Genomic DNA, 26,987 nt, shown 5'->3' on the forward strand with positions numbered 1-26,987 from the left:
CTACGCTCGTTCACGACGTTCACTCGCTCATCCACAGTCAGAGCAAGCTCTGACAAGTCTTCGCGAGTTTCACGAGCGAAGACTTCGCACGAGTTCGGACTGCGGTTCGTCGATGACTCACCGCAGTCAAGCGTGCGCCACCGCACGCCGGTTGTGACGGCTCGAGCGCTCTGTAGACTTCTGTCTCGATCGGCGACGGATAGTCGAGCCGCTCGGAAACGGAGCCCGAGGTTCGATCCGAGCTATTCCGATTCGCCGTCCGGATACGGAATCTCGAGTTCGTCGCCGTCGTCGGGGACGAAAACGCTCCCGGCGTCGCCCGCGAAGACCTCGCGGGCCTGTGCCTCGTGGTCGTCGGTGTGACCCGCGTAGCGCGAGGAGAGGTGCATCAGCGCGAGCCGATCCGCGCCGGCCCGGGTGGCGATCTCGGCGGCCTGGCGGGCCGTCGAGTGGGCCGTCTCGGCGGCGCGGTCGGCCCGATCGTCGGCGAACGTGGCGTCGTGGATCAGCAGATCGGGCTCGTCGGCGGCCTCGACCGTCGCCGCCGCGGGGCGGGTGTCGCCGGTGTACACGATCGACCGGCCGGGACGGGGGTCGCCGACGACCTGCTCGGGTTCGACGACGGTCCCGTCCTCGAGTTCGACCGGCTCGCCCTCGTGGAGTTTCGAGAACTTCGGTCCCACCGGTACCCCCAACTCTTCGGCGCGCTCGCGGTCGAATCGGCCCTTGCGGTCGTCCTCGACGAGGGCGTAGCCGACCGAGCGGGCGTCGTGGTCGGTCGCGAACGCGCGGACCTCGTACTCGTCGGCGCGGTAGGCCACGTCGCCGTCGCCGACCTCGTTGATCCGGACGGGAAACGAGGGGCGGTTTCCGAGGGCGTTCACCAGCCCCTTCAGCTGGCGGCGCGTCCCGTGGGGCGCGTGGATCGCCAGCGGCTCCTCGCGGTCGTTGAAGTCCATCGTCTGGAGCAGCCCGGGAATCCCGAGGACGTGGTCGCCGTGGAGGTGCGTGACGAACAGGTGCGAGACCGAAAACCCCGTCCCGAAGCGCATCATCTGGCGCTGGGTCCCCTCGCCGGCGTCGAACAGCAGCTCCTCGCCCTCTCGAGCGACGAAGATCGCGCTCGGGTTCCGCTCGGTCGTCGGGATCGCTCCGGCCGTCCCCAGAAACGTCACGCGCAGTGGCATCAGTGGCTCCTCCGGCTGCCGGCACTAAACCCCCTTCGGATGGCCACTGGGGCCGTCTCCGCCTCGAGAGGGCATCGAGCCGCGGGGACTGACTCGAGAGCGATTCCGGCGGTTCGGGAGCGGTCGACGGTTCGGAGTGCCGGCGCGCTCGAGTCGGTATCGCGTCCGCGCGTTCGGTCCGAGTGCCCTCGCAACCGGCCGAGCCACGGGACGGAGCCGGGCGTGAACGGTTTCGAACGATTTCGACTCGCGCGAAGGCGGCGAAACCGCTCCACGCCGTGCGAACGGACTCGGTATTTTACGTCCGTCGAGCCCCTACCCACGGACGATACCACCCCCAATGAGTTCAGGACTGACGTTCGGTACGATCAAGCGGGTCGGCGCGATCCTGCTCGCGATCGCGATCGTACTCGCGGCGGGGATCGTCATCTTCCAGGCCCCCGCGATATTCGGCGTCGAGGAGAATCCCGACGCGTCGATCACGTTCGACGACCAGCGCGGCGACGGGGAATCGGTCACCGTCGACGAGGTCAGCCTCTCTGACGGCGGCTTCGTCGTCGTGGCCGGGAGCGACGGCGAGACGGTGGCCGTCTCCGACTACCTCGAGGCGGGGACCCACGAGAACGTGACCGTCGAGCGCGGCGAGGACGCCCAGACCGAACTCGTCGGTCAGCTCACCGCGACGGTCCACCGCGACAGCGACGGCGACGAGAGCTACGACTACGGCGACAGCGACGGCGAAGACGATCAGCCCTACCTCGCGGACGGCTACCCGGTCTCGGACACCGCGACGGTGACCGGCGACACCGAGGACGCGCTCGACGACTCCTTCAGGGTCGAGTCCCTCAGCGCGCCCGACTCGGCGACGACCAACGAGACGATCGAGGTCAGCGCCGAGATCGCCAATCCGAGCGATCTGGGGAGCCAGCAGAGCGTCGAACTGCGACTCGACGGCGCCGTCCTCGAGCAGCAGGCCCTGGAGCTGGGGGCCGGAGAGACCGGCGAGGTCACCTTCGAGATCAACACGACCGGCCTCGCGGCAGGCAACCGAACCGTCGGCGTCTACACCGAGGGCGACGGGGAGCTCAGCGAGATCGAACTCACGTTCCACACGACGCCCGGGATCGACATCGTCGAGGCGAGCGACGACGCGATCACAGCGGACGTCGCGACGCCCCGGGAGGGATTCGTCGCCGTCCGGGACGCGAACGACACCGTCGTCGGGACCAGCGACGGATTCGGACCCGGCGAACACGGGAACGTCACCGTCGAATTCGACGAGAACGCGACCGTCGAGGACGACGACGAGCTGACCGCGCTCGTCGCGACGGGCGACCCGAGCGCCCCCGAGAACGCGACGCCGCTCGAGTACGAGGGCGAGCGCATCGAGACGACGTTCACGCTCGCCGACGTCGCGGGTGGGAACGGTGCGGGCAACGAGAGCGAGACCGACGGCGAGTAACGAGAAGCGGCGGCGACGGACCGACCGATTCTTACCCCGGCCGGCCCTACGGACGGCCGATGGACGCGCCGCTGTGGACTGACACCCACGCCCCCGAGCTGGCCGAGTTGCCCCAGGACGACGCCCGCGAGTACCTCCAGCGGGCCGTCGACGAGCCGATCAACCTCCTCCTGCAGGGCCCGCCCGGCAGCGGGAAGACGGCGGCGGCGCGCGCGCTCGCCCGCGAGGCGCACGCTGACCCGGACAACGACCTGATCGAGATCAACGTCGCCGACTTCTTCGGGCGCACGAAGACCGAGATCAAGAACGACCCGCGGTTCGCCCAGTTCCTGGTCGGCCGGTCGTCGATGTCCAAGCGGGACATGATCAACCACGTCCTCAAGGAGTCGGCGAGTTACGCCTCCGTCTCCGGCGACTACAAGACGGTCCTGCTGGACAACGCCGAGGACGTCCGCGAGGACTTCCAGCAGGCGCTGCGCCGGATCATGGAGCAACACCACCGGACGACGCAGTTTATCATCGCCACCCGCCAGCCCACGAAGCTCATTCCGCCGATCCGCTCGCGGTGTTTCCCCGTTCCCGTCCGCGCGCCCACGAGCGAGGAGACCGTCGCCGTCTTAGAGCGAATCGTCGAGGCCGAGGGCGTCGAGTACGACGCGGACGGCCTCGAGTTCGTCGCCGGCTACGCGAACGGCAACCTCCGGCAGGCGATCCTGGCGGCCCAGACCACCGTCGAGGACGAGGGCGAACTGACGATGCAGGCGGCCTACGAGACCATCGGCGAGGTCGGCCTCGAGGACGAGGTCGAGGGGATGTTAGACGACGCCGAGGCCGGCGACTTCACGGACGCCCGCAAGACCCTCGACGACCTGCTGGTCGACGAGGGGTTAGACGGCGGCGAGGTGCTCGACTCGATCCTCGGTGTCGCTCGCAAGCGATACCAGGGCGAGCGGCTGGCCCGCATCCACCGGCTGGCCGCCGATATCGAGTTCGAGATGCAGGAGGGCTCGAGCGACCGGATCCACGTCTCCCACCTGCTCGCCGAACTGGGTCGAGACGCATAGTTGCCCGTTTCTGCAAGCTTTTTCGGGTCCCCCTCTCGAGTACTGCTATGCCCACCGTACTCGACACGTACATCAAGAACCGATATCGGGTGCAGCCGAACCACGCGAACAACAACGAGACGCTCCACGGCGGCAACCTCATGAAGTGGCTCGACGAGATCGGCGCGATGTCGGCGATGCGATTCGCCGGCGAGACCTGCGTCACCGCCCGGGTGAACGAACTCGACTTCGAGCGCCCGATCGGGATCGGCGACACCGCGATGGTCGAGGCCTTCGTCTACGACGCGGGTCGTCGGAGCGTCCACGTCGGACTGCGCGCCTGGCGCGAGGAGCCCAGAACCGGCGAGACCGAGCGGACGACCGAGTCGTCGTTCACCTTCGTCGCGATCGACGAGGACGGATCACCGGTGCCCGTCCCGGAGCTAACGGTCGACTCCGAACGAGGCCGAGAACTCCGGGATCGAATGCTCGAGGCCGATAGGACCGCTAACGGCGACGACTGACTACTCCGAGGGGACCGACTCCTCGTCGGACTCCGCTTCCTCCGACGCTTCCTCGAGGGGTTCGGGCGGCTGCTCGAGTTTCCGCAGCCTGGCCTTCATGATGCGGGTGTTCTCGACGGTCTCGACGGTGATGCGGACGCCGTCGTAGGTGATCTCCTCGCCCTCCTCGACGAGCCGGCCCGCGCGGTTGAAGATGAAGCCGGCGATGGTCTCGAACTCCTCGCCCTCGGGGAGGTCGATCTCGAGGGCCTCGTTGACGTCCTCGATGTTGACCTCGCCGCGGACGATGACGGTGCGGTCGTCGAGCTGTTCGATCGGTTCGTCCTCGCCGGACTTGAGGATCTCGCCGACGATCTCCTCGATCATGTCCTCGACGGTCACCAGCCCCTCGGTGGTGCCGAACTCGTCGATGACGATCGCCATGTGCATCCGGTTTTCCCGCATCTCGGTCAGCAGTTCGTCGACGTTCTTCGACTCGGGGACGTGCAGCGTCGGCTGGATGAGGTCCTCCAGGGCCAGGTTCTCGGCCTCGGTCTCCCCGTAGTTCAGATCGCGAACGAGATCGCGGATGTGAACGACGCCGAGGACGTTGTCGAGACTGCCCTCGTAGACCGGCACGCGGGCGTGGCCGCTCTGGATACAGGTCTCGATGGCCTCGTCGATCTCGGCGTCCTTGGGGACCGCGGTCATGTCCAATCGGGGCGTCATGACCTCCTTGACGATGGTGTTGTTGAAGCGGAAGATCCGCTGGAGCATCTCGTGTTCCTCCTCCTCCAAGACGCCCTCGCGTTCGCCGGACTCGATCATCTCCTGGATCTCGTCGCGGGTGACGTACGGCGACTCGATCGCACCGGTCGAGCCGATGAGCCTGTTGACCTGTCGGGTGAGGTAGTCGAAGAGAATGATCAACGGAAACAACAGGTACTCCGTCGCCTTCAGCGGCCTCGAGATGCGGATCGACCACGACGCGGCGTTCTCGACGGCGTAGGACTTGGGAACGCTCTCGCCGAACAGGAGGACGAGCGCGGTGATCCCGAACGTCGCCAGCAACACGCCGACCAGTCCGCCGAAGTGCAGCGACAGGATCGCCGTCGCGATCGAGGACATCGCGATGTTGACGATGTTGTTGCCGACGAGAATCGTCACGAGAAGGCGGTGGGGATCGTCCTTGAGTGACTTGACCAGTTCGGCGCCCGGGACGCCCTCCTCGACCATCCCCTCGAGGCGGTGTTTCGGCAGGTTGAACATCGCGATCTCCGAGGAGGAGAAGAACGCAGAGAATCCGATAAGCAGGAGTACGGCGATGCTGCCGAGAATCGTCACCGTCGACTCGTCGAACTCGAGACCCACGACTGGCACCTCGTAGGCGGCGGCTACGACCGCGGACGGCAGAGATAACGCCATTGATGTGGAGGCTTGTAGCCGGATCGGTTAACCGTTTACCATCTCGGCAGGTAGCGGGTCCGCCTCGCCGCCGACGACACGTTTACCCGCTCGTTTCCCCAACGAACGAGTATGGAAGCGTCCGCCACCCCGGCCAGCGACGCACCGATCACGTTCTACCGGCTACAGGCGTGTCCCTACTGCGAACGCGTCGCTCGGCTGCTCAACGAGTACGATCTGGAGTACCGATCGCGGTTCGTCGAACCGATGCACTCGCGGCGCGACGTCGTCAAACGGGTCGCCGGCGTCCGCACCGTTCCCGTCGTAGTCGACGAGAACACGGGCGTCACGATGGCCGAGAGCGCCAACATCGTCGACTACCTCGAGTCGACCTACGGCGACGGCGCCGACGCGGCCGCGACCGGAGGTGACGACTGATGCCGGACTTCGAGGTCACCGACCTCGGCCCCGCGGACCACCTCGAGGCGGGCGACGAGGCGCCCGATATCACGCGCCCGCTGGTCACCGACGAGTTCTGGGAGGACCGGAGCCTCTCCGAGGTCGCCGCCGACGAGGGACGAACGGTCCTCGTCTGCACGCCGATGATCGGCTCCTTCGCCGCGAAGTACATCTACGACGAGCTCGACGAGCGGGACTGGTTCGACCGCGCCGACCGGATCGTCGGTCTCACCGCGTCGACGCCGTACGCGGTCTCGTCGTTCCTCGACGAGAACGACCTCCCGCTTCCCGTCTTCGCCGATCCGGCCAACGACGTCGCCGACTCGCTCGGCGTCGTCAACGATCTGGACGGCATGGCGGGGATCACCGAACCGCGCGTCGCCGTCTTCGGACTCGAGTCCGACCTGACGATCGACGGCGCCTGGGTCGCCACCGAGTGGCCCGAGTTCCCGCCGTACGACGACCTCGAGTCGGAACTGGGCCTCGAGTGAGTCGGCTCGCGGAACGGGAACCGTTTCCGCTCCGAGGAGCGGAGCGGACGGCGTGACGCTACGTTTTTGTCGCCGACGCGGCGAGAGACGGGTATGGACGAGGACGCTCTCGAGCGCGCCGCGGAAGCGGTCCGCGCGGGCGAACTGGTGGTGTATCCGACTGAGACGGTCTACGGGCTCGGCGCAGACGCGCTCGATCCCGACGCCGTCGAACGGGTCTTCGAAGCCAAGGGACGGGATCGCTCGAAACCGGTCTCGTTCGCCGTGCCGACCTTCGAGACGGCCGTCGAGGAGGGGTACGTCCGCTCGAGCGAGCGCGAGCGTGCGTTCGCCGACGAGTTCCTGCCGGGCCCCGTGACGCTGCTCTGTCGGCGGCGAGAGCCGCTGCCCGACGTTCTCACGGCCGGTCGCGACCGGGTCGGCGTCCGGGTCCCCGACTGCGAGCCGGCGCTCCGCTTTCTCGAGGCCGCCGACCGGCCGGTCACCGCCACGAGCGCCAACGTCAGCGGGGAGCCCAGTGCTCGGCGAATCGAGGACATCGGCCGACAGGTACTGGACGAAGCGGTCGTCCTCGAGGCCGACGACCTGTACGCGTCGATCGACGAGACGGTCCCGAGCACTGTCGTCGACCTCGAGTCGGAGACGATCCACCGCCGCGGGGCGCTGGCCGACGAGATCGAGGCGTGGCTCGAGGCGCACTGAACAGGAGTCGAAGTCGAATCGGGGACGAAACGGCGAAAACGGCGAAAACGAGGGTCAGTCGGCCGCTTGCTCTGCGTCGGTCGCCGCGGACGGTCCGGCACCGAGCGCGTCGGTCACGGACCGCCGGGCGCGGCCGGGCAGTGACGCGACGAACCGGGCGATCGTTTTCGGTCCGCTGACGGGACCGGGCGAGCGGTAACAGGCGATCAACGACCACATGGTCGCGACGCCGAACGATCCGAGCGCGGAGAAGGTCATCCCCATCGTCGCGTAGGTAATCGAGTAGACGGTCCCGACCGTCATCGACGGGACGCTCGAGCCCAGCGGGACCTGTGCGGCCGGGTCCCGGATCGTCGGGGCGAGGACGGCGATCGAGAAGACGCTTCCGGCGAGGAAGACGAGGTCTTGCCACATCATCGTAGAACACACTACTCGGTTACGAGTAAAAGTCTCTCGGTATCACTCCCACAGGATCGCTTATACGTCTGAATTCGTGACTTACAAGCCGTTGTGCCCGATATCAGGTTCCGACTCATCCCGAGCCGAATCCGGGCAACAGCGAGCGCAGGGTTCGGGTCCGGACGCCACATTGGGCGGCGAACTCGCAGGACTCGCACTTCGAGCGGTTCGTCGTGCGGGCCGGCGGGCCGTCGAGATCCCACACCGTCCGGAGCGCGCGTCGATATCGCGCTTTCCGCCGCGTCGTCAGGTCGATCGAGCGAATCACGCCGTAGGCGGGGTACTCGAGCCACGCGCGGTCGACCGACTGCTGGTGCTCCCAGGCCAGCGCCTTCGCGGCCGCGACGGCGTGGACCGATTGGGGCTCCCAAACGCCGTCCGACGGCGGTTCGCCGGACGAGACCAGTACCGGCTCGAGGGGGTCCGCGAGGACCTTGTGAACGATCCCGCGGCAGTGGCGGCCGGTCGCGAGGACGTCCCGCTCGTCGGGTTCACAGAGGCGGTCCCACTGTTCGCGCGCCGCGAGTCGCTCGCGGGTCGCGGCCAACCGCTCGCGGTAGCTGACCGGTGGGACGGCGATCGGTTCGCCCTCGAGCGCGCCCGCCGGCGACTCGAGCAGTTCCGCGTAGCGGGTCGAGAGCGCTCGAACGGACTCGACTCGATCCGGCGGCTCGCGGTCGACGTCGTCGCGCGTCCGCTGGTAGTAACACTTTCGCGGACAGTACGCGGCCGTTCGCAGGTCGCTGAAGGAAACGTGGGCTCGAGACACGGGCGGTCTGGCCGCCCCTTCTCGTAAAAAGTCTCGGACGGGAGTGGAATCCTCTCGAGTGGAAATGGAGGCGTTATCTCGAGGGAAACCACAGCGTTCGCTGTGCGGTAGGGAAAGCGGTTGTACCGAACGCGAGCGGAGCGAGCGTTCGGCCTTTTTTCATCGAAGTTTTTTGGCTGGGTTCGAGCGAGCGAAGCGAGCGAGGACCCCGTTAAAAAAGTTCGTCTCTAGAACTCTACGTCCGTCTCCATTCCCTCGGTCGCGTCCTCGAGGCCGTCCTCGCGGACGTCGGTGGTCATGCGCTCGGAGAGGTCGGCGTCGGCGAGGACGCTGTCGAACTCGTCGCGGTAGCGGTCGTTGGCGGCGCGGGACTCGTCCTCGGCCGCGGCGACGCGGCGGTAGCGGCGGATCTGTGGCTCGCTGACGTCGTACTCGTCGGCGAGGGTGGCGTCGTCCTCCTCGCGGTCGCGGATCGCCGCGAGGTCGACCTCGTCGGCGTCGTCCTCGCCCACGAGGTGCAGCGACATGCGGGCCTCGAAGACCGTCTCCTCGTCGACGTCGAGATCGGCGGCGATGTCGGCGTCGCTGTCGCCGTCGTAGAAGCCTCGCGCGACCTCGATGAGCTCGTCGTCGGACAGCGACACGTCGAACCCGTAGCGCTCGCGCATCTGCTGGACGACGCTCTCGAGACGCTCTTCGTCGGACCGCTCGTCGCGATCGAGCGATCCGCGGGTGTTCTCCTGCGATTCGGTGACGGTTTCCTCGCCGTCGGTGACGTCGGTGAAGATATCGCGGAGTTCCTCGGTTTTATCGTTCATGGATGGACACTCCCGACGGGCGGCTATTTAAGCCTGTTGCCAGATAGCGTTGGGGCTGAGAATAGACATCGTGAATTATTATAAACTAGATGTGCGTGGTGAATTTTCGCAAGACGGCAGTAGGGTATGGTCTGCGGGCCGTGACAAGAATTAAGTCATAGCCTCCCACGTCATTGTACATGAACACCATAGCACAGTCGGAGGTGAGCAGGGAGACCTACCTGGGAATCGGCGGCGTGGAATACGTGCTGTTCTATTTCCTGGTCGCGGTAACGCTCGCCGTCTTCGCCTACGGCGTCTACCGGCGGTTCAGTCGGTACACCGAGGGCGACGGCGATCCGTTCGCTCGGCTCAACGAACTACCGAGTCGTATCGTCAGCGCGGCGAAGATCGTCATCTCGAACGAGAAACAGTTCAACAGGGATCTCTACGGCGGCCTGATGCACTCGTTTATCCTCTGGGGGTTCCTGACGCTGTTGATCGCGACGTCGATCATCGCCGCCGAACAGTACGGAACCGAACTGCTGCTCGGGTTGACGTTCTGGGAGGGCGACTTCTATCTCACCTACCAGTTCATCGTCGACGCGATGGGACTGCTGTTCGTCGTCGGGATCGGAATGGCGCTCTATCGGCGCTACTGGGTCCAGAATCACCGTCTCTGGGGCCGACACACCTCTAACGAGGACGATATCTTCATCTGGACGCTGTTCGGTCTCGGCGTCGGCGGCTTCCTGCTCGAGGGCTTTCGCATCTACATCAGCGGAATGCCGGACCACGAGGTCGTCAGTTTCGTCGGCTACGGGCTGGCGACGGCCTTCGACGCGGTCGGTCTACCGACGACCGGAGCAGCGACCGGCGCGGGGTACACTGCCGTCGCCAACCTCGGCTTCAACGCCGAGACGCTCCACTGGCTGACGTGGTGGTCTCACTCGCTGCTCGCGCTCTTCTTCATCGCGTGGATCCCCCACGCCGGCAAGCCGTTCCACATGCTCTCGTCGTTCGCGAACGTCGTCACGCGCGACGAGAAGGCCGGGCGGCGCCTTCCCAACGTTCCGTCTGATCTGGACGCGACCAACGCCGAGTCCATCGACGACTTCACCTGGAAGGAGATCCTCGACCAGGACGCCTGTACCAAGTGCGGTCGCTGTTCGTCGGTCTGCCCCGCGAAGGCCTCCAACCGCCCGCTGGACCCGCGCGACGTCATCCTCGACCTCCGCAAGTATCGGGAGGACCTCGAGGCCGGCGGCGAGGAGCGGCCGATCATCGCCGATGGCGGGACGAGCGTGATCGACACGGAGACGATGGAGTCCTGCATGGCCTGCATGGCCTGTATGGACGCCTGTCCCGTCGAGATCGAGCACCTCCAGTCCTTCACTCGGCTCAACCGCCAGATGACAGATCAGGGCGACGTGGCCCCCAGCATGCAGGACGTCTTCCAGAACGTCATGCAGAACGGCAACACGTTCGGCGACTCGCCGCGCAACCGCGGTGACTGGAGCGAGGAACTCGAGTTCGACGTCCCCGACGCCCGCGAGGAGGAAGTCGACTACCTCTGGTACGTCGGCGACTTCCCGAGCTACGACGAGCGCAACAAGCAGGTCGCCCGCTCGCTGGCGACGATTCTGAAGGAGGCGGACGTCAGCTTCGGCATCCTCTTCGACGACGAGAAGTACGACGGCAACGACATCCGCCGCGTCGGCGAGGAACTGCTCTACGTCGAACTGGCCGGCCACCACGTCGAGACCTGGGAGGACTGCGAGTTCGACAAAATCGTCTGTACGGATCCCCACTCCTACAACACGTTCGAGAACGAGTATCCGGAGCTCAACTTCGACGAGTTCGCCGACGATCCGATGATGCCCTTCGAGTACGACGAGCAGTGGAACGCGGACGGCGAGATCGAGGTCTACCACTGGACCCAGGCCGTCGAAGAGTTAGTCCGTGAGGGCAAACTGAATCTGAACGGCACCGAACTCGACTACACGGTCACCTACCACGACCCCTGCCATCTCGGCCGGTACAACGACGAGTACGAGGCCCCGCGCGAACTCATCCGCGCCACGGGCTGTGAACTCGACGAGATGCCCCGCAACCGCGACAACTCCTTCTGTTGTGGCGGTGGCGGCGGCGGCCTCTGGATGGACTTCGAGGAAGAGCCAAAGCCCAGCGAGGAACGGATTCGGGAGGCTCTCGAGGACACCGACAGCGGCCCCGGCGTCGAGAAGTTCGTCGTCGCCTGTCCGATGTGCATGACGATGTACGAGGACGGCCGCAAGACCGGCGGCTACGAGGACGAGATCGAGATCGTCGACGTCGCCGAACTCATCGTCGAAGCGATCGGCAAGGAGGAGGAAGCGAACCTCGAGGTCGCGGCCGACTGATCAGTTCATCCGGTTCCGGTTCGGTGAACTGTCCGCCGTAATCGCGTTCGAACGTGTTTCCGATTCTCTCGAGACCCAATTCGATGCCGGCGTGAGACGCGTCTCCGCCTACGGTTCGCCTCGCGGAAAACGGTTACTCGAGAGACGAGAGAGGACGGAATCCGAGAGCTCCGAGACGGAAGAGCTAGTCAGAACGGCCGACTCGAGCGGCCTCCCGAGACTCGGCCTCCGTCTCGGCCGCGACCTCGCCCGCTCGAACCTCGCAGACGAACTCGAGGAAGTTGTCGAAGACGAGTTTCGCCTCGCAGGCCCGTTGATAGTTCTCCTCAGTGATCTCGTCGAGGACCGACTGGCGGCGGTCGTCGGAGAGGTCCTTGCGGTGGACGAGTTCGCGGGCGGTCTTGGTGTCGTACTCGGGGTGGAACTGGACGCCGAAGACCCGGTCCTTGCGGAAGCCGTGGTTGGAGTAGTGATTCTCGGCGAGGGGCTCGGCGCCGGGGGGAAGTTCCGAAACCTCGTCGGAGTGGCTGGTGAAGGCGGTGAACTCCTCGTCGATGTCGTCGAAGAGGCGCGAGTTCCCGTCGTGTTCGATCTCGCTGTAGCCGACTTCGTAGGCGCCCATGTCCTCGACGGTGCCGCCGAGGACGTCCGCCAGGAGCTGGTGGCCCCAACAGACGCCGAGGAACGGAATTCCACGGTCGATCGCCTCGCCGACCCACTCCTTGATCGGTTGCATCCACTCCTCGTCCCAGTACACCGACGACCGCGACCCCGTGACGACGGCGCCGTCGTAGTCGAACTCGTCCGGCACCTCGCCCTCGGTAGCGTCGAACTCCGCGAGCGAAGCGTCGAGTTCGCGCCGGAAGTTCCGCGTCGTGTTCTCGTCCCGATGAGCCGCGTTCAGGACGGCAATACGAAGCTGTTCCATCGTCCCGTATTGGCGACTCAGGGAAGATATGCCTTCTGTCCCGGACCGGGGTTGCCGCAACCGCTGACGGCTAGCCCGTCCCGATCTCGAGCGAGAGCACCGAAATCCGGGGACGAAGGATGGGAGGTCGGCAGTCACTGCGGCCGATAAGCGCCGTCCTCGTCGCGCCGGTACCGATCGCCCGTTTCGAACCGGCCGTCGGTGAACCGACCACGGTCGCCGGACTCACCGTAGTCGTCGCTTTGTTCCTCGGCCGACGCGTACCAGTTCCCGTCGTCGGTTCCGGCAGCGTTTACGTAGCCGTCGGCCACGACCGGGCCAGACAGTTCGAGTCGGCCCTCGGCCGCGCCCTCGAGGACGGTCCCCGACTCGTCGACCAGTCGCGCGCGGCAGTCGGGGACGGGCGTGCCGACGTCGTCCGCCTCGGCGTCCGCGTCGAACGACTGGCAGAACGCCGTCGGACACTCGAGGCGGCCGTCCGCGCGTGCGACCGGGACGTTGCGGTCGCGGTAGGCCCCGAGCGCGTCGTCCTCGATCGCTCCCTCGACGATCACGCGCTCGAGCGAGTCGACCGCGTCGTCGAACCCCGACTCGGCGGCGAGGTCGCGGATCGCCGTCTCGCGACCTGCGAGCAGCGTCGCGTTCTCCTCGGCGATCGCGGTCAGCGTATCGCCGGGATCGAACGCCCGATCGAGCAGCAGGGTGCCGCCGACGTACAGCACCGACAGCGCGACGCGGACGAGCCCGTCGGGACTCGAGAGCGGCGGCGTCAACGGAACGACGTCGTCGCTCGAGAGCCCCCACGCGACGAGCGACGAGACGCAGTTCCACTCGAGCGCGGAGGCCGAGTAGCCGACGAGCGGTCGGCCGTCGTCGCCGTGGAGGAGCGCGAGCGGGGCGTCGGACTCGGAACCGCGGTCGCGCTCGTCCGGGTCGGTGACGGCGTCCCGGTCGGCCTCGGCGAGCTCCTCGAGGGTCACCGACCGGTCGAAGGGGATCGAGCGCACGAGGTCGCGCTGGGCCGCCTCGGAGACGACCAGATCGGGTTCGATCGCGTCGAACGGGCGCTCGACGGACGCGGGCGTCAACCGGTGGGAGATCGGGAAGAAAGTGGCGTCGAGCCGCCGACAGGCGAACAGGAGCGCGAGCGACGCGACGCGGTTGCGCGTGAGGAGACAGACGACGTCGCCGGCCCCGACCCCCAGCGCGGAGAGGTGTTCGGCCGTCCGCGTCGCCATCGCCGAGAGTTCGCCGTAAGAGACGCGGTTCTCGTGGATCGTCTCCGCGGGGGCGTACAGCCGCTCCTCGGAGACGTCGACGACCGCCGTCCGTTCCGGAAACCGTTCGGCCCGACGTACCAGCGAGAGCGTCACGAACGGGACTGCCACCCCCGCGTCCGTAGTAGCTGGGGGGTCAATCGCAAGCACGTGAGCGCGTTCATCGAGCGTGTCCGCGTGGCAATCTAGCTCGATGCGCAACTGAACCGGTATGAGTTTACGGCAATAGTGGGCACCCCGGAAATAGCACCAATCAAATTATTCTCAGATTATAAATGCAGCCCGATATAAAGAGGGTTATATGCCGTTAGAAAATGGCGAAATCAACACCAGTCGCCGGCGCCTCCTCGAGACAGCCGGTCGGGTTCTCGCAGGGGGATTCGCCCTCGGCGCCATTTCATCGAGTACGAGCGCCGATTCTGGTGCCGATTCTGACGCCGATTTAGCGTTGGAATCGGATTTCGAGGCACTGTCTCACTACATGGGGAGTACTACCGGAACCAAGCACGTGAGCTACGACGCATACGTATACAGACCGATGCAGGATACCGAACTCGGGCGTAGCGGGACTCGAGTCGTAACGGTCGAAATAGAAATCGGCCCCGACGGGCCACCGCTTCGCGATGCCAGAATCGAAATCGACGGTATGAACGGAGCGTTTTTCGAAACGACGTGGCCGGGAAACTGGCTTCCGGTCGGGACGTCGTCCGGGACTGTCGACATCGATAGCGGAACTGGCTCAACTAGTCTCTCGTTTTCATTGAATACTCGGTTGACGAAGAGCGCGTCCGCGGACGATAAAAGCGAACGCAGTAGCGATACCTATCGTCAACAGTACACCTTCGACTCAGTATCAGAGCATCGCTCCGTTGCTATCGGTGGGTTGACCGCTTTCGATACGTACGGCGTCGAAGACGGCGAGCAGTTACTCGACGGAGAATGGGAAGTAGTCGTCGGAGACAGTATCAACCGTACCAGCATCTCAGACGAGTTCTCCCGGATATACTATTCGGGGAATTTGGAGTGAGAATCCGGCCTCGATTCCCAGTCGGTCGCCCTCTCGAGAACGATCGATAATTGCCGGCGACCGTTCGATCCCGAATCGGGCGTCCTATTCGTCGTCGGTGTGGGCCTCGAGAAAGCCGAGCACCCGATCGTTGACGTCCCGCGAGCGCTCGATAAACGCCAGGTGGCCGGCATCCTCGAGCTCGGTGAACTCACCGCGGGGCAATCCGTCTGCCAACGTCCGCCCCGCCGACGGGGACACCAGTTCGTCCGCGCCGCCGTGGAAGACCAGCGTCGGCTGGGTCACCTCGACGAGCCACTCGGTCGCGTCGAATCCCTCGAGGGCCGCGACCTGTGCCTCCCAACCCGCCCGGTCGGCGTCGCCGTCGGCCCGCCAGTCGACGATCCCCTCGCGCACGTCGGCGGGCTGGCTCTCGAGGAACTCGGCTGAGAGGCCCGCCTCGAGCGAATCGGCCAGCGCCTCGCGGTCGTCCGGCGGCGCGAACAGCGGTTCGAGGTCGAACTGCGCTCCTCGGGGCGCGGTGCCAAACAGCGTCAGCGTCGCGACGCGACTCGAGGTCCGGGCGGCCTCGAGGGCGATGGCCCCGCCGAGCCCGCAGCCGACGAGGTGTGCCTTCCGGATCTCGCACTCCGAGAGGACCGCCTCGAGGTCGTCCGCGAGCGTCTCGAGCGTATATGGGCCGGGCGGTGCGTCCGAGCGACCGGTACCCCGGAGATCCCAGACGACGGCCTCGTAGGGGCCGGCGACGGCGGCGTGTTGCCAGCCCCAGAGCCAGCCGCCGAGGCCGGCTTCGGGGACGAAGACCACTGGGTCGCCCTCGCCGGCGCGGTCGTAGTACAGCGAGACGCTCCCGTTCGATGCGATGGGCATACGGAACGTGTGGCAGCCGAGAAAGGCGACGGTTTCGATTCCGTGCGGTCCTCAGCGATGGCAGCCGGTACTATTCGTAGAAGTTATAAATTATTCATTATTTTCATCGTTGAACACCCTACCCCCATTATAACTTGATGTCCTATATTAAGGGAAATTATAAATACAGTAAATATTATATCTCTGGTATGGGGTTCGAAAAAGAACGATTGGGTGCAGTATTCTTCGCCGTACTACTGGCGACCTCGCTGGTCGCTATGCCCGCACTCGCGAGCGGACCGAGTGCGAGTGCGGCGGACGAGCAACGGTCTCCGTTCGCAGTCCAGCCCGGTAACGCTCCCGGGCCTAACGATGGATCGCTCGGTCAGAAGGGCGGTGGACCACCGGGTCAAGACGGACCGCCGGGACACGACCGCGGCGATGCAAACGTCGCGGTTCCGAATCTCGAGGAGAACACGACGCTCGAGACGATCCTCGCTGCGACTGAGCGCCTCGAGGAGCTCGATATCGAGGACGACGACGCCGCGACGGCGGCGGCGAACGATACCGTCGCAGCGATCAATGCTTCGCTGCACGAGTACCGTCGGGTCCGATACGCTGATTCGCAGGCAGCCTTCAAACACTTGGCTGACGCACAGCAGGCGCTCGCGACACTGCGGAGCGAAGTCGTTGAGGACGACGAAGCGGTCGTCGATGCGATTAGCGAAGAACTGTACACGGCGGGCAACGCGAGCGCTCGCCTCGCCGTCTCCGATGCGACCACTGTCGTCGCCGAAAACGAAGGCGAGTTCCGCAATCACGGACAGCGACAGAAGGTTGAGAGTGCACTCGGAAACGCCATCAATGCCCTCGAACGGGCCGATAGGACCGTTTCGCGGGATACCTCTGGGAAGGGAAAGAAACGAGGCAAGTCCGCTGACCGATCGATCGGTCCGGACGACCGCGCGAAAGCGCTGTCGCACCTCGAAAACGCCTGGAAGCAGACGGAGCGAGTGTTCGACACGGTCGAAGCAAACACCGAACCCTCGCTGTCGCTGACGCAGGGGCGCCCATTCGAACGAAACGGGACGGTCCAAGTGTCGCTTCAGGCAATCCTGACTGACGTTCGTCCCTATAACTACGACAACGCCACGGTGACGGTCGATGGAAACGCCGACGTCGATCCCGTTTCGTTCACTACCAGCGAAAAAGCGGGAACGACTGCGATCGGGTCGACGCTCGTCGATCTGGGGTCCAACCCCGAAAATGTGACCGTTACCGTGGCGGCGACGGCGGACCACGACGCCGACCGAACGGTCGAAGCGACCCACGAGATTCGTATTACGGAGGACGATATCGTGTGGGAACGGCCCGCCCCCGACGAATACCAGACCGTTGAAGCCATCGACGAATCCTCTGGCGTTTCAGTCGCCGTCGGCGGGGACGGCCTCCACGAGACCGACATCTCGGTTTCCGACGAGACGCCCGCGACCGATAGCGCGTACCGTGCCGGACCGATGGTACGCATCGAGAACGCGACGCCGATCGACGAGGCGACCGTCGAGATTCCTCTCGACGGCGAGGCGCTCGAGCGCGAGGGGAATCTCTCGATCGTCACGTGGGATCCCCACAGCGACGAGCCGTGGACGCCGGTCGAGACCGAGATCGACCGCGACGCCGGCGTCGCGACCGCCGACGTCGACCACTTCTCCTTTTTCTCGGTGTTCTGGATCGACGACTGGGAGGATCGGACGAGCGATACGATCACCCTCGACGACGAACACCTCGACGACGGCGTCGGAAACGGCACCGAGATCGAAAAAGCCGATTTCGTCTTCGTGCTCGACGAGAGCGGCAGTATGAGCGGTGCGCCGATCGACTACGCCGAAGACGCCGCCAAGCGCTTCGTCGGCGCGCTCACCACCGACGAACGCGCCGGGCTGGTCGGCTACGACTCGAGTGCGAGCCTCGATCAATCGCTGACGACCGACCGCGACGCGCTCAACCGCAGCCTCGAGCGACTGGACGCCGGCGGCGGTACCCACACCGAAGCCGGCCTCCGCGTCGGCCTCGATCACCTCGAGAGCGCAGGCTGGGAGAACCGCTCGGACGTGATGATCCTATTGTCTGACGGAAAGTCAAACAGCGACTCCTATCCGCTATCGGTTGCCGAAGACGCCGCCGACGCCGGCGTCGAGATCAGTACGATCGGCCTCGGGAACAGCATCGACGAGAACGAACTCCGCGAGATCGCGGCCATCACCGGCGGCGACTTCCACCACGTCGAACGGGAGGAAGACCTCCCCGAGACGTTCAAGCGCGTCGCCGAAAATCAGACCGGCGTCGACCTGCAGGATACCAACGGCGACGGGATTCCCGATCTCGTCGCTGAGATGGATCTCTCGATGCCGACCGGCGAACCCGGCGTCGTCGGCGAACCGCTGAACCTCGATCCGATTGCTCTAGATACCAGCGGCGACGGCATCCGCGACAACGAGACCGTCGACATCAACTATCGCGTCTACGAGGAGAACAACGAGACGAAGCTCACCGCACAGGTCACCTACGCCGAGCATCATCCGGCACGGATCGATACGACTGGCGACGGATTGACGGATCGCGAACAACTCGAGGGCTGGGAGATCGAGGTCGTCGACAATTGGAAGGACGCGAAGGCTCTCGAAGAAGCACTTCACGAGAAGGACAATCCAGACCTCGATCCGTACTTTACACCGAAGACTGCATCAGCCGATCCGTTAGTTAGCGACACTACTGGAAACGGTCTCACCGATGCCGAGCAGGTTACACTCGGAACGGATCCCGCTGCAGTCGATACGACGGGTGACGGTCTCTCGGACGCGTACGCCAGCGAATCGTTCCAAGAGGATCCAACGGTCTTTACCACCACACCGCCGCGGATCACGGCACTTGACGCCGACGAGGAAACCATCACGGAATGGCGAACGAAAGATGTGCTTTGGTGGACGGTCTCGTACCCCGTTTACACCTACGAGTACGAGTTCGAGTACACGATCGAAGACGAGGCGGGTCTCTCCCGGAGCGAGTTGACGAAAGACGGCCGGAGCTGGGACACTAACTACTATAGCGGTATCGAGGAAGTTGACGAATACACGCGCTTTACGTCGGCGTACGAAGGGTTCATCGCCGATTCGCTACGCGGTGCCGAGGTCTACATCGAAGTTGCCGACGTCCACGGAAACGAAGACAAGGTTCGCGCGTTCCAGAAGAATGCGTTCTATACCGACCTCGCCGAGGAGTACGCCACCGGCTCGCTGTCGGCCGGGACGACGGGAACGCTCTCCGGGTTCACACACGGGGCATCGGAAACGGCGGATCTCCTCGTCTTGGTGTTCACCCGGCCCCACGACACATACGAGTCGTTACAGGAGGTTCGAGACGCGCTCGGGGAGACGACGGTCAGAGAAATCGTCGAAGGCCTCCCCGAGAGCGTCAGGGAGCAGCAACGTCAGGAGAATCCCTTTAACCCCCACACGCAGACGGCCAAACACGACGCGTTCGCTGACGGCTGGTACGCCGGCTACAGCCTGCACTTCGCCGCTTCGATGGCATACGGCGGCTCCGTGACCAAAGCGGCCAGAAACCCCGACGAACTCATCGACGCGCTCCGGCAGGCGCGTCGCGGCGTCGGCGACCTCTCGGTGGGGCTGCGATCGGGATCGAAGACTGGGATGGTCAAGCAGGTAGCTGCAGACGGTGGACGGGTGACCGACGACCTCGTTTCGGGGCTTTCGTCGGCTCAGGCGGCCCAAAAGGTCAGGGAGCTGGTCGACGATATCCCGCCAGGGAAGTACGACGACCTCAGCCGTTCCCACGAACAGCTGGGCACGTTCCTCAACAGACACGGCGAGGACGGCGTCACGGTGATCAACCGCCTCGATTCGGGCGACGCCCACCAGTTGCTGTCGGCCTCGCCCGACGACGAACTGGTCACGACTATCGTTCGCACGACGAACGACCACGCCATCGATCCGAACGCGCTGATGCGGGTCGCCGAGCGGGGCCAGGACGTGCGGCATGTGGAGAAAACCCTGAACAACAAGGCGACCGGTCGATGGTCACCCGGTGGGCCCGGTGACTCGGCAGCGAACTTTAATCGTCATCACAGCGATCACGCCAGCGAGTGGAGCCCGACGTTGAGTAAGGATGAGTACCGGACTAAGGCGACGAATCTTGCAAACCAAGATTCGAATGTCGAGCTGTACTATCAATTTGACAAGCAGAATATGGCAGTATACGATCGGGCATCGAACGAACTCGTAACAAAGAACGCAAATGGCGAAATCCAGACGTACTTTAAGCCTCGACCACCGAGAGAGTACGTCGATGATCGAGTGGATGCCGATCAGGCGATCAGGATGGATCTGGGGTGATCACGATGGCGATTGATCCCTCACAAGAACGGACAAAACGGTACTTGAGATCCTATCGTGACCAACTGGACCGGTTCAGCGCTATCGAGGACTACTCTCAGCTTCCACCGGCCGAAGAGCCGAGCCTCTCGGCAGCCCTCGTCGCGGACACGGAGGTGAAGGGGTTACTACGAGCGCTTCGCGAGACGGACGTGGATATGTTAGAGTTGGAATCCGAGTACGCTACGTGTCGGGAAGAGATGGAGGAACTCCTGCGTTCACCTGACGTGCGACGATACGCGGTCGCCGAACTCGAGTATTTACTCGAATCGTTCCCGGCAAAGGTGAGCCACTTCTTAGAACTCGAACCGCTCCAGATGGAAGTCGAACAACATCTCGGATGGCGAGACAGCATCGAAGCGCTGCTCACCGAACTCGATACCACCGAATCGATCGACGTCCACGAACAGCGAATCCGTCTCGAAACGCTGGATGAGGTGTTGCGGGTGCGGTACGAGGAGGGCATCGAGACGATCCGATCCGAGTGCCCCACGGTCCAGCGTCCCTACTATCCGGAGTCGTTCTGGTGGCGACATCCGTCGAAGGTCGACGAAGAACTCGATTCGTCGTTGAACGGAGCCTGAGCGACAAGGTGGGAGACTCGACCGTCTGGAGATCACCGCGGGAAAATTGCAATACCCGATCATGCCACATCACGAATTAGTCGAACGGCACGCCGATTCACTCGGCGAGAGCGTCTCAGCAGTCCGGGACGCGTCCGTCGAGGATCTAGATCCGTTCAATCGACACGCGCTCAGCGGGATGCTTTCGCTGTCGGGAGAATCGAATTCCTCCTCTCGAACGAGGAAACACGAAACGAGGTCGATACGACGGTCACCAGTGAATATCGATCACTCAAAGCCGAGATCGACGAACTGCGCTCGAGCGACTGGTTCCAAGAGCAGGCCAGTAGCGAGCTCGAGACACGTATCGATCACTTTGAGAACATGGTCGAGAATATCGAAACGAACGACTCGCTTCCAGACCCGTTCGACAACATGATCTGGAGCCGAGATTCCCTCGAGTTCGGTCTCGACGAGTTGGACTCCGTGCGAGACGTCGACGCGCACCGGTCCCGTCTCGAGGACATCGACGAGCGATTTCGCCGGGCGTACGAAACGCACGTCGACGATATTCTCGAACGGGCGCCTCACATCGAGCGGTCCTGGTACCCCGACTCGTTCTGGTGGCGACATCCATCGTGGGTCGCGAACGAACGAGACTCGGTCGAATAAACGAGATCTTCTCTTTCCGACTCTCGGTATCTTCACTGTATTCTTGCAGGAAGCGATACTATCTCGAGTCGCGATTTGACGAGACTATGACGACGGCTCGACCGATCCGGATCGAATATAACGATAGGTGACTACGTTTACAATCGGGCTTCCGACGGTCAAATGACGAAACTGGATGGAGGAACGTAACGTGACCACATTATCACAACAACTCGAGAGGACCCTGAATCGGTACGAGACGGCACTGGCTGAATTGCGAGAGACCGATCACCTCGAGGAGATCACGCCGTACGATTCACCGATCAGCAGGATCATTCTGTACGATGCGAAAGCTGACTTTCTGCTGGACGAAATTCCGTCAGAGACCGTTGAGAGCGGCACAATCGACCGGTACGAACGGTTGAGTACGGAAACGCAATCCGTGCTGGACACCGCCGAATATCGAGAGAAAGCGCGCTCCGAACTGCGGACCCGAATAGACCACTTCCCGAAAACGGTGTGTTACTTCCACGAACTCGATCCGGTACCGAACGAAGTCGAACTCGCCGTGAACCGTCGTGACGCGATCGAGATGTACCTGGACAAATTAGCGGACTACTACGACCTTTCCGAACAACAGATTCGAATTGATACGTTAGACGATGTGTTCCGGTGCCGGTACGAGATGTACATCGATGATGTCCAGGATTACGTGGTAGAGTTGCCGTACTACCCTGATTCGTACTGGTGGCGTCACCCGTCGGCAGTCGCCGCCGAACTCGAGTGAGATTGTGCTATACGCGAGAAAGCGCTCTCGACCCGGATCGACGAACCGGGGAGGAGCCGTCGATCGTCATAGAATCGACGGCACTCATCGAGGAATCCCTCCGAGCGGCAAGGGAGTTTCACGAGCTGGTGATCGACGAAAACGAGCGGCTCGCCGACGAGCTGATCGAGTTCGAGCGATATCGACGCGCTACTGAACGGATTGCGGCTGATCTGACGGTGGGGCGATCGTCGTAATCTCCCGAACCACCGAATACGCGTACCGGGGAATTGACGACGACATAGTCCGGATCGCTCGTCGATGCGTTCCGCCGGGACACAGCCGAATACATCGAAACGGTGACCGACGAGAAGAATAGGAGAGCCGAACAGCGATCAGACGTCCTGAATCTGCCGCAACACGTCCGGTGCGTCCTCGAGCGCCGCGTCTAAGTCCTCGACGTTGGGACCGCCGCCCTGCGCGAAGTCCGGCGGGCCGCCGCCGCCGCCGCCGACGCGGCCGGCGAGTTCGCCGACGACCTCGCCGGCGTTGACGCTCGAGTCGTCGGGCACCGCGACGACGAACTGAGCCCCGCTCTGGCCGCTGCCGAGGACGGCGATCTTCCCCTCCTCGACGAGGGCGTTCGCGGTCGCGCGGAGTTCGTCCATATCGGCGTCGATGCGGTCGACGACCGCGGTTCGGTCGCCGACCTCGACCTCCTCGCCGCCGCCACCGCCGCCGGCGCGGGCCGCGGCGAGCTGTTCCGTCAGGTCCTCGATCTCCTTGCCGCGCGCCTTCCACTCCTCGAAGAAGCGTTCGGCGGTCTCGGGCACGTCCTCGGGGGAGACGTCGAGGATTTCGGCGGCCTCGTAGAGGGCGTCCTCCGTTCGCTGGGTCGACTCGATGGCAGCCTCGCCCGCCGCAAAGGTGATGCGCTCGACGCCGTCCTGGACGCGTTCCGTGTTCAGGATCTTGATCGAGCCGATGTCGCCGGTCCGGGCGACGTGCGTGCCGCCGCAGGCCTGGATATCGTCGGCGACCTGGATCAGCCGGATCTGCTCGCCCGGCGGGATCCCGCCCTGGTAGAGGTCGAAACCGTGTTCGGCCTCCGCGTCGTGGCGGTCGGGCCACTCCTGGGTGACCTGAACGTTGTCCATCACGAGCTCGTTCGCCAGCGATTCGATCTCCCTGACGTCCGCGCGGGAGATGCGGTCGTAGTGGCGGACGTCGATCCGCGAGGAGTCGACGCCCTTCTGGGCGCCGGCCTGACGGATGTGCTCGCCCAGCACCTGTCGGGCCGCGTGGATGACGATGTGGGTCGCCGTGTGGTGGCGCATCAGCTGCCGGCGGCGGCCGCCGTCGATCTGTCCGTTGACGAACTCACCCTTGCCGGGGTTCTCGTCGGCCCGGTGGAGGATGACGCCGTCCTCGATCTGGACGTCCGTGACCTCGGCGGCCGTGTCGTCGGTCGAGAGCGTCCCCGTGTCTGCGGGTTGGCCACCGCCCTCGGGGTAGAACATCGTCTGATCGAGGACGACGTCGTACCCCTCCTCGCGCTCGAAGACGTCGAGCACGACGGCCTCGAACTGGGTGCGCTGCTGGTCGTCGTAGTAGAGCTTCTCGGTCTCGGGGAGGTCCTCGAAGCGGTCCTCCTCGTCCTCGTCGGCCGCCTCGACGGCCTCGGGGGTGTCGTGGCGCTGGGCGACGAGGCTGTAGAAGTCGTCCGGCACGTCGATCTCGGCGCCGGCCTCCTCGGCGATCTCCTCGACCATATCGGGCTGGATGCCGTGGGAGTCGTAGAGTTCGATCAGCTCCTCGGTCGGAATGGGCTCGCCCCGTTCCGCGTACTCCTCGGCCAGCGACTCGACGCGGCGGCCGCCGCGCTCTAAGGTCTCGCGGTACTTCTCGACCTCGGTGCGGACGATGTCGCGGATCGTGTCGCGGTTCTCGTACTCGAGGCGCTCGGCCTGCATGTCGACGAGTTCGTCCAGCGGCGCGTCGACGCCGGCGTTGTCACAGAGGCGCTTCGTGCGACGCAGGACCATCCGCGCGAGGTAGCCCGTCCCGACGTTCGAGGGGACGATACCGTCGCCGAGCATGTAGGCCAGCGTGCGGCAGTGGTCGGCGATGGCGTAGATGTCCTCGAGCGGCTCGACGAGATCGCGCAGTTCGTCGACGGAGACGCCGATTTCGGCGGCAATATCGCCGCGGGCGGCCTCGACGTCGTCGACGTCGTCGATATCGAGCTGCCCGGAGAGGCGGGCGGCACGGGAGACGACCTCGGTCTCCTCGTCGGTGTAGGAGAGGCCGGCGTTGTCCTTGAGGAAGTCGATCATCTCCGGGTAGATCGCCTCGTAGACCGTCGCCGTGCCCTGGCTCATCCAGGTCCACCGCTCGAGGCCGTAGCCGGTGTCGACGATGTAGGTGTCCATGTAGGAGTACCGGTTCCCGTCCTTGAGCTCGTACTCGCCCTCGGGGTCCTGCTCCATGCACATGAAGACCAGCGTGGCGATCTCGAGCCCGCGGTAGATGACCTCGATGGCGGGGCCGGCGTTGCCGCCGCCGACCCAGGGATCCTCGATGTAGGTGACCTCGCTGATGTCCGCGCCGAGTTCCTCGAGCAAACCGTCGCAGAGCTCGACGGTGCGGTCCTTCCAGTAGACCTCGCCGTGGTAGGCGTACTTGTCCTCGGGGATGTCCTCTCGCGTGTTGAACGCGTGGTGGGCCATCATCTCGAAGGCCATCGTGTGCCGCCCGGTCTTGCCGACGTTGTCGATGTCCTGCATCCGGATGCAGGGCTGGGACACCGTCAGCGGATTCGCCGGCGGCGGCGTCTCGCCGCTGGTGACCAGCGGCTGGAAGTCGTAGATCGACGCCTGCGTCAGCAGGACGTCGTCGCGCCAGCGGTTGGCGGCGACGGGGTAGGGATCGATCCGCTCGTGGTCGTGGTCCTCGAAGTACGAGAGGAACACCTCGCGCATCTCCGTCAGACTGTACTCCTCGTCGAAGCCGGGGTTCTCGATGAAGCCGTACTCCTCGCAGGGCGGCTCGCCGCACGTCTCCCGGTCGTGGTCGCGGGTCCAGAAGTGCGCGCCACAGGACGGACACTCCTTGCGTTCGAATCCTTCCTCCTCGAAGTACTCGAGGCGGTACTCGTCCGCCAGTTCGCTCATTACGTATGTGTTGGCCAGCCAGCGCCTAAAACAGTTCCGCAACGTTCAATCGGGCGAAATCGTTGGGCACGGCCGAAGCCGTCGGTTGCTGTGGGACGTTTCGTTAGCTCGCGGCCGTCCCATTGAAAAGGTATATACTATTGCCATTGATTTTATCGTGCAAGAGTCGAGATGGAGAACGCCGAACAAGTCACTCGAGGCGGCCGCGGGCGCTCGATTCGAGCGATCGGGGGGTAGCGATGCGATCGAGACGCTCCCTGCTCCGGACCGGTGGACTGGCCGCCGTCGGGACGCTCGGTGGCCTCGTCGCGTTACCGTCGCCGCCCGACGCGACGCCGATGGATCGAACGGCCGAAGCCGCCGCGCTGCCGAACGCGGTGGCCGGGTGGACCGACGATCAGATTACCCGCGAGACCGAGACACCGATCGCGCGCTACCAGTATCGAGCGACCGCTGCCGAACCCAACCGAACCGACCGCGAGAAGTTCGTCGCGACGTCGCCGATCAACGTCGTCCTCGTGCCAGACACCGAGACCGACGCGTCCGGCCTCGAGAGCGTCATGCAGGTGCTCGAGGCCGAGGGCTGGCTTCGCGACCCCGACGAGTACACGCGCTATGCCTGGGACCGGACCGAGGGTCGGTTCGTCCGCCAGCAGGCGACGGCCGCCGAATCCTACTTCGGCGCCAGCGGCCGCTTTCACGTGCGCTGCTGGTCGTTCGAGGGAATCGTCTCGATGCAGGTCCACGAGGACTCGGCCGCGCGGCCGAAACACGACGTCATCTCCTACGACCGCGGCCGGAAGTCGATCGCCGCCACCTTCGACGCGGCCGGCTGGGAGGTCTCGCCGGACGCGATCGATCTCGACAACGGCCAGCGCGATTACGACGGCCTCGCGGCCGTCATCACGGAGTCGCCATGAGCACCGACGACCGCCGCGGATTCGACCTCCGATCCGCAGTCGGTACCGTTCTCGACCACCCACTGGTCGGCCTCGAGCGCCGTCGAACGGCGATCGCCGTCGCGTCTCTGGCCGCCCTGATCGGGCTGTTCGCCGTCAGCTACGCGGGAGCGACCGTCAGGGTCGACGGCGCGCTGCTGGACACGCTGTCGCTCGGGTTCGATCACGTCAGCACGGTCCTGATCGTCGCCGCGACGGTGACGATCACGATCGGCCCGTTCGCCTACGCGATCTGGAACGGCGGACCGGGACTCGCCTTCGCGATTCCGCTGGTGCCGATCGCCCTCGGCGACCTCGCGGCGGGGCAGTACGTCCTCGGCGTCGATACGGCGGTCGCGCTGACCACCGGTGCGGTCGGGAGCGCGCTCGCCCTCTACGCGGCCGACGTTCGAACTGCGGACTCGCTTCGTCCCTGGCGGACCGCCGGCGGCCCCGCGATCCCGCGGCTGCTGGCGGTGACGGTACTGACGGTCGTGGCCGCCTTCGGCGTCGTCCGGTTCGTCGCCGTCGTCCCGCCGCGGAGCCTCGAGCGGTACGCGCCGTTTGCCGCGCTCTGGCTCGTTCCCCTCGGGATCGTCGCCAGCTACTGGGCCGGCGAGGTTCGAACGACGGTCGCGACGCGGACCGACCACGCCGACAGCGACCGAGCCGACACGTGACCGACG

The 26,987-nt window shown here is 64.7% G+C and carries 22 protein-coding genes; 13 read left to right on the forward strand and 9 right to left on the reverse strand.

The genetic code is table 11. The features are described from left to right. Positions 1-242: 242 nt before the first annotated feature. Positions 243-1,187 carry a ribonuclease Z gene (gene rnz, locus WD430_RS07250; protein WP_339105349.1) on the reverse strand — a complete coding sequence of 315 codons (945 nt, stop codon included), beginning with the start codon at positions 1,185-1,187 and terminating at the stop codon, positions 243-245. Between the two features lie 340 nt (positions 1,188-1,527). On the opposite strand from rnz, the gene WD430_RS07255 reads away from it, so the two are divergent. From WD430_RS07255 to WD430_RS07265, 3 genes are read left to right on the forward strand one after another with little or no spacing between them, the layout of a single operon-like run. Beyond that, positions 1,528-2,649, forward strand: a complete 1,122-nt coding sequence (locus WD430_RS07255; protein WP_339105350.1) for a CARDB domain-containing protein — start codon at positions 1,528-1,530, stop codon at positions 2,647-2,649. A 59-nt stretch (positions 2,650-2,708) separates the two neighbouring features. Beyond that, positions 2,709-3,713 carry an AAA family ATPase gene (locus WD430_RS07260; protein WP_339105351.1) on the forward strand — a complete coding sequence of 335 codons (1,005 nt, stop codon included), beginning with the start codon at positions 2,709-2,711 and terminating at the stop codon, positions 3,711-3,713. Between the two features lie 47 nt (positions 3,714-3,760). Then, positions 3,761-4,216, forward strand: coding sequence for an acyl-CoA thioesterase (locus WD430_RS07265; RefSeq protein WP_339105352.1), 456 nt, complete (start codon positions 3,761-3,763; stop codon positions 4,214-4,216). On the opposite strand, the gene WD430_RS07270 is transcribed toward WD430_RS07265, so the two are convergent. Then, positions 4,217-5,620: a hemolysin family protein gene (locus tag WD430_RS07270; RefSeq protein ID WP_339105353.1), complete on the reverse strand. Its 1,404-nt coding sequence runs from the start codon at positions 5,618-5,620 to the stop codon at positions 4,217-4,219. A 111-nt stretch (positions 5,621-5,731) separates the two neighbouring features. Here WD430_RS07270 and WD430_RS07275 point away from each other — a divergent pair, with 111 nt between their 5' ends. The 3 genes from WD430_RS07275 (at position 5,732) to WD430_RS07285 (ending at position 7,251) form a co-directional block, all read left to right on the forward strand. After that, positions 5,732-6,037, forward strand: coding sequence for a glutathione S-transferase N-terminal domain-containing protein (locus WD430_RS07275; RefSeq protein WP_339105354.1), 306 nt, complete (start codon positions 5,732-5,734; stop codon positions 6,035-6,037). Continuing rightward, a complete protein-coding gene (locus WD430_RS07280; protein WP_339105355.1) occupies positions 6,037-6,549 on the forward strand; it encodes a redoxin domain-containing protein in 513 nt (170 codons plus the stop codon). Before WD430_RS07275 ends, WD430_RS07280 begins: the two co-directional genes overlap by 1 nt. A 93-nt stretch (positions 6,550-6,642) precedes the next feature. Continuing rightward, the gene (locus tag WD430_RS07285) at positions 6,643-7,251 is read left to right on the forward strand and encodes an L-threonylcarbamoyladenylate synthase (protein ID WP_339105356.1); all 609 of its coding nucleotides are present in this window, start codon (positions 6,643-6,645) and stop codon (positions 7,249-7,251) included. A 54-nt stretch (positions 7,252-7,305) separates the two neighbouring features. Here WD430_RS07285 and WD430_RS07290 read toward each other — a convergent pair whose 3' ends face one another. The 3 genes from WD430_RS07290 to WD430_RS07300 all read right to left on the reverse strand — a co-directional run bounded on the left by WD430_RS07290 (position 7,306) and on the right by WD430_RS07300 (position 9,297). After that, positions 7,306-7,668, reverse strand: coding sequence for a hypothetical protein (locus WD430_RS07290; RefSeq protein WP_407067139.1), 363 nt, complete (start codon positions 7,666-7,668; stop codon positions 7,306-7,308). A gap of 115 nt (positions 7,669-7,783) precedes the next feature. Then, on the reverse strand, positions 7,784-8,479 hold the full coding sequence (locus WD430_RS07295) for a hypothetical protein (RefSeq protein WP_339105357.1): 696 nt from the start codon (positions 8,477-8,479) through the stop codon (positions 7,784-7,786). A gap of 227 nt (positions 8,480-8,706) precedes the next feature. Continuing rightward, positions 8,707-9,297 carry a conditioned medium-induced protein 4 gene (locus WD430_RS07300; RefSeq protein ID WP_339105358.1) on the reverse strand — a complete coding sequence of 197 codons (591 nt, stop codon included), beginning with the start codon at positions 9,295-9,297 and terminating at the stop codon, positions 8,707-8,709. A 179-nt stretch (positions 9,298-9,476) separates the two neighbouring features. Between WD430_RS07300 and WD430_RS07305 the strand changes: the two genes are divergently transcribed. After that, entirely contained in the window at positions 9,477-11,678 is a 2,202-nt protein-coding gene (locus tag WD430_RS07305; protein WP_339105359.1) for a (Fe-S)-binding protein, read from the forward strand. Between the two features lie 184 nt (positions 11,679-11,862). Here WD430_RS07305 and WD430_RS07310 read toward each other — a convergent pair whose 3' ends face one another. Continuing rightward, positions 11,863-12,606, reverse strand: a complete 744-nt coding sequence (locus WD430_RS07310) for a type 1 glutamine amidotransferase (protein ID WP_339105360.1) — start codon at positions 12,604-12,606, stop codon at positions 11,863-11,865. Between the two features lie 134 nt (positions 12,607-12,740). Next, positions 12,741-13,994 carry an AMP-binding protein gene (locus WD430_RS07315; protein ID WP_339105361.1) on the reverse strand — a complete coding sequence of 418 codons (1,254 nt, stop codon included), beginning with the start codon at positions 13,992-13,994 and terminating at the stop codon, positions 12,741-12,743. 397 nt (positions 13,995-14,391) lie between these two features. Here WD430_RS07315 and WD430_RS07320 point away from each other — a divergent pair, with 397 nt between their 5' ends. After that, on the forward strand, positions 14,392-14,910 hold the full coding sequence (locus WD430_RS07320) for a hypothetical protein (RefSeq protein ID WP_339105363.1): 519 nt from the start codon (positions 14,392-14,394) through the stop codon (positions 14,908-14,910). A gap of 84 nt (positions 14,911-14,994) precedes the next feature. Here WD430_RS07320 and WD430_RS07325 read toward each other — a convergent pair whose 3' ends face one another. Next, entirely contained in the window at positions 14,995-15,780 is a 786-nt protein-coding gene (locus WD430_RS07325) for an alpha/beta fold hydrolase (RefSeq protein ID WP_339105364.1), read from the reverse strand. Between the two features lie 188 nt (positions 15,781-15,968). On the opposite strand from WD430_RS07325, the gene WD430_RS07330 reads away from it, so the two are divergent. From WD430_RS07330 to WD430_RS07340, 3 genes are all read left to right on the forward strand, one after another. Then, positions 15,969-20,171, forward strand: a complete 4,203-nt coding sequence (locus WD430_RS07330) for a VWA domain-containing protein (RefSeq protein WP_339105365.1) — start codon at positions 15,969-15,971, stop codon at positions 20,169-20,171. A gap of 5 nt (positions 20,172-20,176) precedes the next feature. After that, complete coding sequence (locus WD430_RS07335) at positions 20,177-20,794, forward strand: hypothetical protein (RefSeq protein WP_339105366.1); 618 nt, start codon at positions 20,177-20,179, stop codon at positions 20,792-20,794. An 826-nt stretch (positions 20,795-21,620) separates the two neighbouring features. Beyond that, on the forward strand, positions 21,621-22,211 hold the full coding sequence (locus WD430_RS07340) for a hypothetical protein (protein WP_339105367.1): 591 nt from the start codon (positions 21,621-21,623) through the stop codon (positions 22,209-22,211). Positions 22,212-22,585: 374 nt separating this feature from the next. Here WD430_RS07340 and alaS read toward each other — a convergent pair whose 3' ends face one another. Then, positions 22,586-25,363: an alanine--tRNA ligase gene (alaS, locus tag WD430_RS07345; RefSeq protein WP_339105368.1), complete on the reverse strand. Its 2,778-nt coding sequence runs from the start codon at positions 25,361-25,363 to the stop codon at positions 22,586-22,588. 239 nt (positions 25,364-25,602) lie between these two features. Between alaS and WD430_RS07350 the strand changes: the two genes are divergently transcribed. Then, positions 25,603-26,283 carry a hypothetical protein gene (locus WD430_RS07350; protein ID WP_339105369.1) on the forward strand — a complete coding sequence of 227 codons (681 nt, stop codon included), beginning with the start codon at positions 25,603-25,605 and terminating at the stop codon, positions 26,281-26,283. Then, a complete protein-coding gene (locus tag WD430_RS07355) occupies positions 26,280-26,981 on the forward strand; it encodes a hypothetical protein (protein WP_339105370.1) in 702 nt (233 codons plus the stop codon). Before WD430_RS07350 ends, WD430_RS07355 begins: the two co-directional genes overlap by 4 nt. Positions 26,982-26,987 lie beyond the last annotated feature (6 nt).

The sequence above is a fragment of the Haloterrigena sp. KLK7 genome (assembly GCF_037914945.1).
In the GTDB taxonomy this organism is placed as follows: Archaea; Halobacteriota; Halobacteria; order Halobacteriales; family Natrialbaceae; genus Haloterrigena; species Haloterrigena salinisoli.

What these genes read in the sequence shown, in the direction of transcription:
- rnz (WP_339105349.1), bottom strand. Translation starts at nt 1,187, where the DNA reads ATGCCACTGCGCGTGACGTTTCTGGGGACGGCCGGAGCGATCCCGACG.
- WD430_RS07255 (WP_339105350.1), top strand. Translation starts at nt 1,528, where the DNA reads ATGAGTTCAGGACTGACGTTCGGTACGATCAAGCGGGTCGGCGCGATC.
- WD430_RS07260 (WP_339105351.1), top strand. Translation starts at nt 2,709, where the DNA reads ATGGACGCGCCGCTGTGGACTGACACCCACGCCCCCGAGCTGGCCGAG.
- WD430_RS07265 (WP_339105352.1), top strand. Translation starts at nt 3,761, where the DNA reads ATGCCCACCGTACTCGACACGTACATCAAGAACCGATATCGGGTGCAG.
- WD430_RS07270 (WP_339105353.1), bottom strand. Translation starts at nt 5,620, where the DNA reads ATGGCGTTATCTCTGCCGTCCGCGGTCGTAGCCGCCGCCTACGAGGTG.
- WD430_RS07275 (WP_339105354.1), top strand. Translation starts at nt 5,732, where the DNA reads ATGGAAGCGTCCGCCACCCCGGCCAGCGACGCACCGATCACGTTCTAC.
- WD430_RS07280 (WP_339105355.1), top strand. Translation starts at nt 6,037, where the DNA reads ATGCCGGACTTCGAGGTCACCGACCTCGGCCCCGCGGACCACCTCGAG.
- WD430_RS07285 (WP_339105356.1), top strand. Translation starts at nt 6,643, where the DNA reads ATGGACGAGGACGCTCTCGAGCGCGCCGCGGAAGCGGTCCGCGCGGGC.
- WD430_RS07290 (WP_407067139.1), bottom strand. Translation starts at nt 7,668, where the DNA reads ATGATGTGGCAAGACCTCGTCTTCCTCGCCGGAAGCGTCTTCTCGATC.
- WD430_RS07300 (WP_339105358.1), bottom strand. Translation starts at nt 9,297, where the DNA reads ATGAACGATAAAACCGAGGAACTCCGCGATATCTTCACCGACGTCACC.
- WD430_RS07305 (WP_339105359.1), top strand. Translation starts at nt 9,477, where the DNA reads ATGAACACCATAGCACAGTCGGAGGTGAGCAGGGAGACCTACCTGGGA.
- WD430_RS07310 (WP_339105360.1), bottom strand. Translation starts at nt 12,606, where the DNA reads ATGGAACAGCTTCGTATTGCCGTCCTGAACGCGGCTCATCGGGACGAG.
- WD430_RS07325 (WP_339105364.1), bottom strand. Translation starts at nt 15,780, where the DNA reads ATGCCCATCGCATCGAACGGGAGCGTCTCGCTGTACTACGACCGCGCC.
- WD430_RS07330 (WP_339105365.1), top strand. Translation starts at nt 15,969, where the DNA reads ATGGGGTTCGAAAAAGAACGATTGGGTGCAGTATTCTTCGCCGTACTA.
- WD430_RS07335 (WP_339105366.1), top strand. Translation starts at nt 20,177, where the DNA reads ATGGCGATTGATCCCTCACAAGAACGGACAAAACGGTACTTGAGATCC.
- WD430_RS07340 (WP_339105367.1), top strand. Translation starts at nt 21,621, where the DNA reads ATGGAGGAACGTAACGTGACCACATTATCACAACAACTCGAGAGGACC.
- alaS (WP_339105368.1), bottom strand. Translation starts at nt 25,363, where the DNA reads ATGAGCGAACTGGCGGACGAGTACCGCCTCGAGTACTTCGAGGAGGAA.
- WD430_RS07350 (WP_339105369.1), top strand. Translation starts at nt 25,603, where the DNA reads ATGCGATCGAGACGCTCCCTGCTCCGGACCGGTGGACTGGCCGCCGTC.
- WD430_RS07355 (WP_339105370.1), top strand. Translation starts at nt 26,280, where the DNA reads ATGAGCACCGACGACCGCCGCGGATTCGACCTCCGATCCGCAGTCGGT.